The following is a 1,924-nucleotide window of genomic DNA, read 5'->3' as shown; positions in this document are numbered from 1 at the left end:
GTCCGTCAACCAACTTCAAGAAATCCTAGAGAGATTGCTCAATGAGGGAGAGCTAGTAATTAACTGGCACAGAAGTATCCAAAATAAAGGTGACAAAGTTATTGCAAATTAAATGTCTATTAGCTTAGCAGGACTATTATTCACCTCATAAATTGAGTTAATCCATTTTTTACCTGATAGTAGTTTTTAGCCTTAATTAGGTAGAATAAAATTAGGTTGCAAAACCTGAATATCTCCCTCGTTAACTGGGTAATCGCTTGTCATAAGTAGCACCGATCTAATATAGTAACGCTGTTCGCAAGATTCGATTACTGTCCAATGCGGATCTTGCAACTTACTATAAGGAATCATTTGTTCCTTTTGGTCATAATTAACTAGTTGAAAAACATCGCCGCCATTATTAACTAAAATTGCATCTTGAAAAAGATTAGCTGCTAGTTGAGACAAGCTTTGTAAGGTTGTACCGACATTATTACTCCATCCAGTTATATACATAGAGCATAATTCGCCTTGTTTGTCTATGCCTAAAATGCTATGACAATAAATTGCCTGCAAAAATACGATATTAACTGAACTACCAGATAAATAGTAAGTACCAGGATTACCACTATTAGACTCTTGATATCCCTTATCAGCTAAAGCTTTTTTGATAACATTTGCATCATTGCATAAGTCTCGCCATTGTATATTTATTGACTCGTGTCTCAAAGCTCTTGTAACAGTATCTATATTAATTTTTCCACGATCGTAAAACTGTCCTAGTCCCAAATCTAGCCAATAACCTACACTAGGTACAGCCGCAAATCTAAATACGTGGCGTAAATCGGCGAAACAGCCAGAAATAATCTGTGCTTCCAATTCTTGGTGAGATATAGGTTGTCCATTTTTGACAACTCTTTGCCCAGAAAATACAAATCGAACAGATGGATTTAGGGGGTTATTCGTAATTGTATTAATAGCTTGCCAGCCCGCTTCAGCTTGAATATCTTGATTTTTAAAACTTATTTTTTCTATAGCGGCTTGATTATATTCATCAATAACTACACAATCATAAGTTTGCGTTGCAACTGGCTCATTTTTTAAGCGAATTAATAAACCATCTTGTTTAAACCAAGCAATAAAATAAGAATTTTGAGTTAAATTACCATTAGTAATAACACTGGCAATTTGGTTATTACTAACTTGTTTATTTAATAAATAACGTACTTGATGTTCCCAAACAGAAATAGTACCTGTGCGTAAATCAGCGCCAAATAATTGTTTTCCCCTTGAATCAATAATACGATCTAGGCTCAGGCGCTCGCCAGCGCTGCATCCTCTAATAATTCCACTACCAAGGTTAAATTCTTTTTGGACTGATAATACAGGTTTGATTGCCTTTTGGTTGTAACGAATACATAAAATATGACTATTTATACCTCGGCGGCGACCTGCTGGGGTAATTTTTTGCTCGTCAGAAAGTGGGTTAGGCACAAAAGCAGCTGATATTAGCAAAACCCTGTAAACCTCAACATAAAAAATAGCTCCATGTTTGATGGCTCTAAATTATAGATAAATTTACTGCAAATAACTTACCAACCGTTAACCTAAGCATGGATATTAGACGACACTGTTAATGGCGGGTTAGAAGAGAGTATTGGCGGGTAGGTGAGACAAAGAAGCGATTCTAGACAACGGACGCTGAAAGAACCAAAAGTAGAATCAAAGCCAACCAAAAAGAAAGACACTAGAAAATCTCCCAGAAAAGAGAAAAAGCTAGTGTCAATAAAAACAATCCATTTATACCAGAAAAGAGCGTATATGAACGCAAGAAAAATTGGTTTGAATCAAACCAAAGCAGCGTATATCGCTGAAATATCTGAAAGAACGGGTCAACGTATCGAAGCAGGGCAACATCAACCCAATCGTGGCAAAGTCAAAAGTC

The 1,924-nt window shown here is 36.1% G+C and carries 1 protein-coding gene; it reads right to left on the bottom strand.

The window, feature by feature from the left end; all coding sequences use genetic code 11:
- Positions 1-192: 192 nt before the first annotated feature.
- Positions 193-1,473, bottom strand: a complete 1,281-nt coding sequence (locus tag AC2VE5_RS26490; RefSeq protein ID WP_486890528.1) for a hypothetical protein — start codon at positions 1,471-1,473, stop codon at positions 193-195.
- Positions 1,474-1,924: the final 451 nt, after the last annotated feature.

The sequence above is a fragment of the Aliterella sp. E5.1 genome, from assembly GCF_057473825.1.
The sequence above is the reverse complement of the archived record's forward strand: the minus strand, read 5'-3'. Positions and strand labels throughout refer to the sequence as shown.